Source organism: Micromonospora orduensis, from assembly GCF_006228125.1.
Taxonomy (GTDB): Bacteria; Actinomycetota; Actinomycetes; order Mycobacteriales; family Micromonosporaceae; genus Micromonospora; species Micromonospora orduensis.
Genome location: NZ_VDFY01000270.1, coordinates 1 through 5,570, shown reverse-complemented (window position 1 = coordinate 5,570; position 5,570 = coordinate 1). Strand labels below are relative to the sequence as shown.

Genomic DNA, 5,570 nt, shown 5'->3' with positions numbered 1-5,570 from the left:
ATCTCGGGGAGATCATGCTCGATCCTGGATGTAGTGGCCTCTGTTGTCCGGGAGGCCACTACATCCATGTTCGAGCGCGATCATGGGGACAGCGGCGCGCGCTGGCGTGACGTGGCGACGATGGTTATCCACAGGGGCAGCGTGGTGTGCGGGACATCGGTCAGCCTGAAGCCCATGCCGAAAGCTCCTCGTCGGCCTCCGCAGTTGCGTGGTCGGGTTTTCCGTGGCTCGATCGCCGTCTCAGGAGGCCTACTGACCCGCAATGACTTACGTAGCTCGGCGTGGCGGCCGCTCTTTCGCGACGTCTACGCCGATGCCCAGGTCGATGTCACCCACACGATCAGATGCGCCGCCATCGGACGCTGGCTGGTCCCGCCTGGCTCGGCCATCGCGGGACGCGCCGCCGCAGGCTTGTACGGCTGCGCGAGCCCCGCCGCGAACGAGCCAGTCGACGTCCTGATTCCCACGGCGACCCGGGTCGGCCGGATCACCGGACTCCGGATCCACAGCGGGGAGGTGGACCCCGGAGACATCCTCGATCGGGGCGGGGTCAGGGTGACCAGCCCAGCGCGAACCTGCTGGGACCTGGCGTGTTGGCTCGACGTGATCGAGGCGGTGGTCGTCATCGACGCCATGCTGGCCAGACGGCTTACCACCGTGCCGGTCCTCCGCGAGTACGCGCTGAGTCGGGCCGGTCGACGCGGCTGGCGGTCGCTGCTGCGGGCGGTCGACCTGGCCGACGCGGGCGCCGAGTCACCCCAGGAGTCCCGCACACGGGTCCGGTTGGTGCTCGCCGGTCTGCCCCGGCCGCAGACGCAGTGGGTCGTGGCCGAGCAGGGCCGGTTCGTGGCCCGGCTGGACCTGGCCTGGCCGCAGTTCAGGGTCGCGGTGGAGTACGACGGGCTCTGGCACGACGACGTCGAGCAGATTCATCGAGACCGCAGGCGACTCAACCGCCTGCTCGGCGGCGACTGGATCGTGCTGCACGTGACAGCGAAACGTCTTCGGGAGGACTTCGACGGTTTCCTCGCCGAGGTCCGGGCCGCTCTCCGAGCGCGCTCCCGCTCACTCAGACCGCGATGATCGCGCTCGAACATGGAAGTAGTGGCCTCCCAGACGACGGAGGCCACTACTTCATGGATCGAGCACGATCATGGCTTGCGTGCGCGGCGCGGCGCGCCCGATGCCCGGCGCGGCGCCCGATGCCCGGCGCGCGCCCGATGCCCGGCGCGCGGGTGGGTCGGGTTAGGTGGCGGGGAGGTACTTGGCCAGGTCGTCGAGGATCTTGTTGGCGGCGCCGACGCCGATGCCGGTCATCCAGATCTCGTCGGAGACGGGGTACGCCTTACCGGCCTTGACCGCTCCGAGGCCCTTCCAGAGGGTCCCGCCGGCCACCTTGGTCTGCTCGGCCGCGGCCTTGTCGCCGTACGCCGTGACGAAGATGACGTCGCCGTCGACCTCGTTGATCCGCTCGGGGCTGACCAGGTCGAAGCGCTTGTCCTCCTTGTTGGCCAGCAGCTGCCGCTCGGGGCGACCGAGGCCGGTGTCGCCGATGACGATGCCGGAGAAGGAGTCCGGGCCGTACACCCGGATGTTGCCGGGGATGAACCGCACGATGGAGACCGTGCGGGCGGCGGCGTTTCCGAGGGTCGCGCCGAAGTCCTTGGCCCGCTTCTCGTACGCGGCGAGGAGGTCCTTGGCCTGCTGCTCGCGGCCGAGTGCCTTGCCGTCGAGGAGGAAGTTCTCCTTCCAGGTGATGCCCACCTTTTCGGTGAACACGGTAGGCGCGATGGCGGCCAGTTCGTCGTAGAACTTCTCCTGGCGGAACTTGCTGCCGAGGATGAGGTCCGGCTTGAGGGCGTTGATGGCCTCCAGGTCGGGTTCGGTGAGCACCCCGACCTCCTTGATGCCGGAGAGCTTGTCCTCGCCGAAGTAGGTCGGCCAGCTCTTCGCCTCGCCGGCGGTGGCCGCGCCGACGGGTGTGACGCCCAGCGAGAGCGCGGTGTCGATCTTGTCGGTGTCGAGCACGACGACACGCTTGGGTTCGGCCGGGACCTTCGTGGTGCCCATGGCGTGGGTGATCTCCCGGGTCTCCCCGGTGGTGGAGCCGGCGACCGGGTCGCTCTCACCGCAGGCGGTGAGTCCGACGCCGAGGGCGGCGGCCGCGGCGAGAGCGGCGACGAGACGACGCATCAGAGTCCTTTCGAGGGGTACGAGTCGGCGAGCGGGTTGGCCCCGTCGCCGCTTGCGGGTCGGGCGCCCGGCACGGACGCGTCCGACAGATCGGTGCCACCCTGGCCAGCAGTCGCGGCAGGGATGCCGGACGCGCCGGCAGACGCCGCAGCGGCCCCGGACCCGCCGGCAGACGCGGCGGCGCCGGTGGAATGGCCTCCGGTGTAGGCGGGCACCACCAGGGGCGCGCCGGTCACCGGGCAGGGCACGACGACGCAGGCGAGCCCGAAGACGTCGTGGACCAGGTCGGCGGTGAGGATCTCCCGGGGCGGTCCGGCGGCGACCACCGCGCCGGCGCGCATGGCGACCAGGTGGTCGGCGTAGCGGGCGGCCTGGTTGAGGTCGTGCAGGACGGCGACGACGGTGCGACCGCGCTCGACGCGCAGCCGGTGCAGCAGGTCGAGGACCTCCACCTGGTGGGCGAGGTCGAGGAAGGTGGTGGGTTCGTCCAGCAGCAGGGCGTCGGTGTCCTGGGCGAGCGTCATGGCGATCCACACGCGCTGACGCTGACCGCCGGAGAGGCTGTCCACCGGCCGGTCGGCCAGGTCGGCCACGTCGGCCAGGGTCATGGCCTGCTCCACCGCGACGCCGTCCTCCGACGACCACTGCCGCCACCAACGCTGGTAGGGCTGCCGGCCGCGCCCGACCAGGTCTGCCACGGTGACGCCCTCGGGGACCAGCGGGCTCTGCGGCAGCACCCCGAGCCGGCGGGCCACCTCGCGGGTCGGCAGGTCGCGGATCGCGGTGCCGTCCAGCAGCACCGTGCCGCGGCGGGGGGTGAGCAGCCGGGCCATGGTGCGCAGCAGCGTGGATTTGCCGCACGCGTTCGGGCCGACGATCACGGTGAACGCGTCGGCGGGCAGGTCGAGGTCGAGGCCGTCGAGCACGGTCCGCTCGTCGTAGCCGGCGACCAGGTCGCGGGTGGAGAGCATCACACGACTCCTTGAGGCGTCACGACGACCGCCGCCGTCCGCGCAGCAGCAGGAAGATCAGGTACGGGCCGCCGATCGCGGCGGTCAGCACCCCGGCGGGCAGTTGGGTGGGTGCGAACAGCCGCCGGCCGGCGAGGTCGGCGAGCACCAGCAGCAGCGCGCCGAGCAGCGCGGCGCAGACCAGCGGTGGTCGTTCGGCGCGTACCAGTCGACGGGCCACCTGGGGGGCGACAAGCGCGACGAAGTCCACGGCGCCGACCTGGGCGGTGACCATCGCGGCGACGAGCACGCCGGTGCCGGCGAGGCCGACGCGCCGGGCCACCGGGCGCAGGCCGACGCCCCGGGTGGTGTCGTCGTCCAGGGCGGTGCTGTTCAGCGCCCAGCCGGCCCAGGCCAGCACGGGCAGCAGCACCAGCAGGGTGCCGGCGATCCAGGCGGCCTCGGTCCAGCCCTTGCCGGCGAGGGTGCCGATCAGCCAGATCTGCGCGCGGAGCCCGTCGATGGGGTCGGCGGTGAGCATGACCACCTCGGTGAGCGCCCGGAAGCCGAACGCGACAGCCACGCCGGCGAGCACGAACCGCTGCGCGGCCAGCCCGTGCCGGGCGCCGAGGGCGAACAGCAGCGCCGCCGCGACCAGCCCGCCGACAAGCGCGGTGGGCGCGACCAGGACGGCGGCCATGCCACTGGTCAGCGCCACGGTCGCGGCGAGCCCGGCGCCCTGGGTGATGCCGATGACGTCGGGGCTGGCGAGGGGGTTGCGGGCCACGCTCTGGATCAGGGTGCCGGCCACGCCGAAGGCCGCGCCGGCCACCGCGGCCAGCAGGATCCGCGGCAGCCGAAGATCAAAGACCACGAGGTCGTACGGGGTGCCGGCGCCGGAGAGGGCGCGCAGCACGTCGGCCGGGGCGACGTACGGGGTGCCCAGGGAGAGGCTGAGCAGCATCGCCAGCAGGAGCAGAACGCTCAGCGCGGCGGCCACCAGCACCGCGCGGCGGCGGATCAGCAGGCTGACCGGGCCGATGCGCAGCAGCGACCGTCCCGGCACGTGCGCGCCGGGCGCGCTGGTCGTGGGACCGGACGGACGGTGGATCGTGGTCACGCGGTCACCACCCGGGCGCGGCGGACCAGCAGGGCGAGCAGCGGCGCGCCGATCAGGGCGGTGACGATGCCGGCCGGGATCTCGCCGGGCGGGGCGACGAGCCGGCCGACGACGTCGGCGCCGAGCAGCAGCGCCGGCCCGAGCAGGGCGGAGACGGCGAGGGTCCAGCGGTGGTCCGCGCCGACCAGGGCGCGCGCCAGGTGCGGCACCGCCAGTCCGACGAAGGCGACCGGCCCGGCTGCCGCCACCGCGGCGCCGGTCAGCAGCACCGCGGCGAGTCCACCGCCGAGGCGGATCAGGCCGATGCGGTGACCGAGTCCACGGGCCACGTCGTCGCCGAGGGCCAGCGCGTCCAGACCCCGTGCCACCAGGGCGGCCAGCAGCAGCCCGGCGAGGACGAACGGCAGCACCTGCGCGGTGACCGACAGATCCCGGCCGGCCAGCCCGCCGACCACCCAGAACCGGTACTCCTCGAAGGTGCGGGCGTCGATACTGAGCAGCGCGTACACCCCGGAGGCCAGGCTGGCGTCGAGGGCCGCGCCGACCAGCGCGAGGGTGACCGGGCTGGCGCCCTCGCGGGCCCGGGTGGCGATGGCGAAGACCAGCAGACCGGCGATCAGCGCCCCGGCGATGCCGAACCAGACGTAGCCGGCGAGCGTGCCGATGCCGAAGACGGAGATGGCGAGCACCACGCCGAACGACGCGCCGGCGCTGATGCCGAGGATGCGGGGCTCGGCCAGGGGGTTGCGGGTGAGCGCCTGGAACAGCACACCGGCCACGGCGAGGGCGAGCCCTACGGCGAGGCCGAGGGCGGTACGCGGCGTGCGCAGTTCGCGGACGATGGTGCTCGCGTCGCTGCCGTCCGGTGCGACGATGGCGTGCCAGACCGCGTCGACGCCGAGTTGCCGGCTGCCCAGCGCGAAACTGGCGAGCACGGCGAGCAGCAGGACCAGCGCGGCACCGGCGGTGACGATCACCCGACGGCCGGTGCGGGTGCTGGCCCGACTCCGGGTCGGCCGGCTGGCGAGGGCGGTCACGGATCTCCTGCACGTTCGAGCTTAGGTTCGCCTAACCTTAGCCGAGCTGCGGAAAGTGACCTAACCGGCGTCGGTCGATGCCGTCGGGGGCCCCTCGGGTACGCCCGCCGAGCTGCCGTCTCCGGCCGCCGCGCCACCGTGCGGCAGCACGTTGAGGGGTCGCATCATCTCGTTGTCCTCGTGCTCCAACAGGTGGCAGTGCCAGGCGTAGCGGCCCGGCAGGTCGAAACGCGCCTTGATCCGGGTCACCTCCCACGGGTACGCGGGCAC

At 72.8% G+C, this 5,570-nt stretch carries 6 protein-coding genes; 1 reads left to right on the top strand and 5 read right to left on the bottom strand.

Annotated elements, in window-relative coordinates; all coding sequences use genetic code 11:
* Positions 1–555: 555 nt before the first annotated feature.
* Positions 556–1,083: a type III PLP-dependent enzyme domain-containing protein gene (locus tag FHG89_RS34015; protein ID WP_244295984.1), complete on the top strand. Its 528-nt coding sequence runs from the start codon at positions 556–558 to the stop codon at positions 1,081–1,083.
* Positions 1,084–1,245: 162 nt separating this feature from the next.
* Here FHG89_RS34015 and FHG89_RS29590 read toward each other — a convergent pair whose 3' ends face one another.
* From FHG89_RS29590 to FHG89_RS29565, 5 genes are all read right to left on the bottom strand, one after another.
* Positions 1,246–2,193, bottom strand: a complete 948-nt coding sequence (locus tag FHG89_RS29590; RefSeq protein WP_139587683.1) for an ABC transporter substrate-binding protein — start codon at positions 2,191–2,193, stop codon at positions 1,246–1,248.
* On the bottom strand, positions 2,193–3,164 hold the full coding sequence (locus FHG89_RS29580; RefSeq protein WP_167517560.1) for an ABC transporter ATP-binding protein: 972 nt from the start codon (positions 3,162–3,164) through the stop codon (positions 2,193–2,195). The genes FHG89_RS29590 and FHG89_RS29580 overlap by 1 nt, the downstream gene beginning before the upstream one ends.
* Before the next feature lie 19 nt (positions 3,165–3,183).
* Positions 3,184–4,263, bottom strand: coding sequence for a FecCD family ABC transporter permease (locus FHG89_RS29575; protein WP_244295983.1), 1,080 nt, complete (start codon positions 4,261–4,263; stop codon positions 3,184–3,186).
* Complete coding sequence (locus FHG89_RS29570) at positions 4,260–5,300, bottom strand: FecCD family ABC transporter permease (RefSeq protein WP_139587682.1); 1,041 nt, start codon at positions 5,298–5,300, stop codon at positions 4,260–4,262. Before FHG89_RS29570 ends, FHG89_RS29575 begins: the two co-directional genes overlap by 4 nt.
* A gap of 60 nt (positions 5,301–5,360) precedes the next feature.
* Positions 5,361–5,570, bottom strand: a 210-nt coding sequence (locus FHG89_RS29565) for a multicopper oxidase domain-containing protein (protein WP_167517559.1), incomplete at its 5' end; no start/stop codon positions are given.

Coding starts and splice junctions, on each gene's coding strand:
- FHG89_RS29580 (WP_167517560.1), bottom strand. CDS start 3,164: ATGCTCTCCACCCGCGACCTGGTCGCCGGCTACGACGAGCGGACCGTG.
- FHG89_RS29590 (WP_139587683.1), bottom strand. CDS start 2,193: ATGCGTCGTCTCGTCGCCGCTCTCGCCGCGGCCGCCGCCCTCGGCGTC.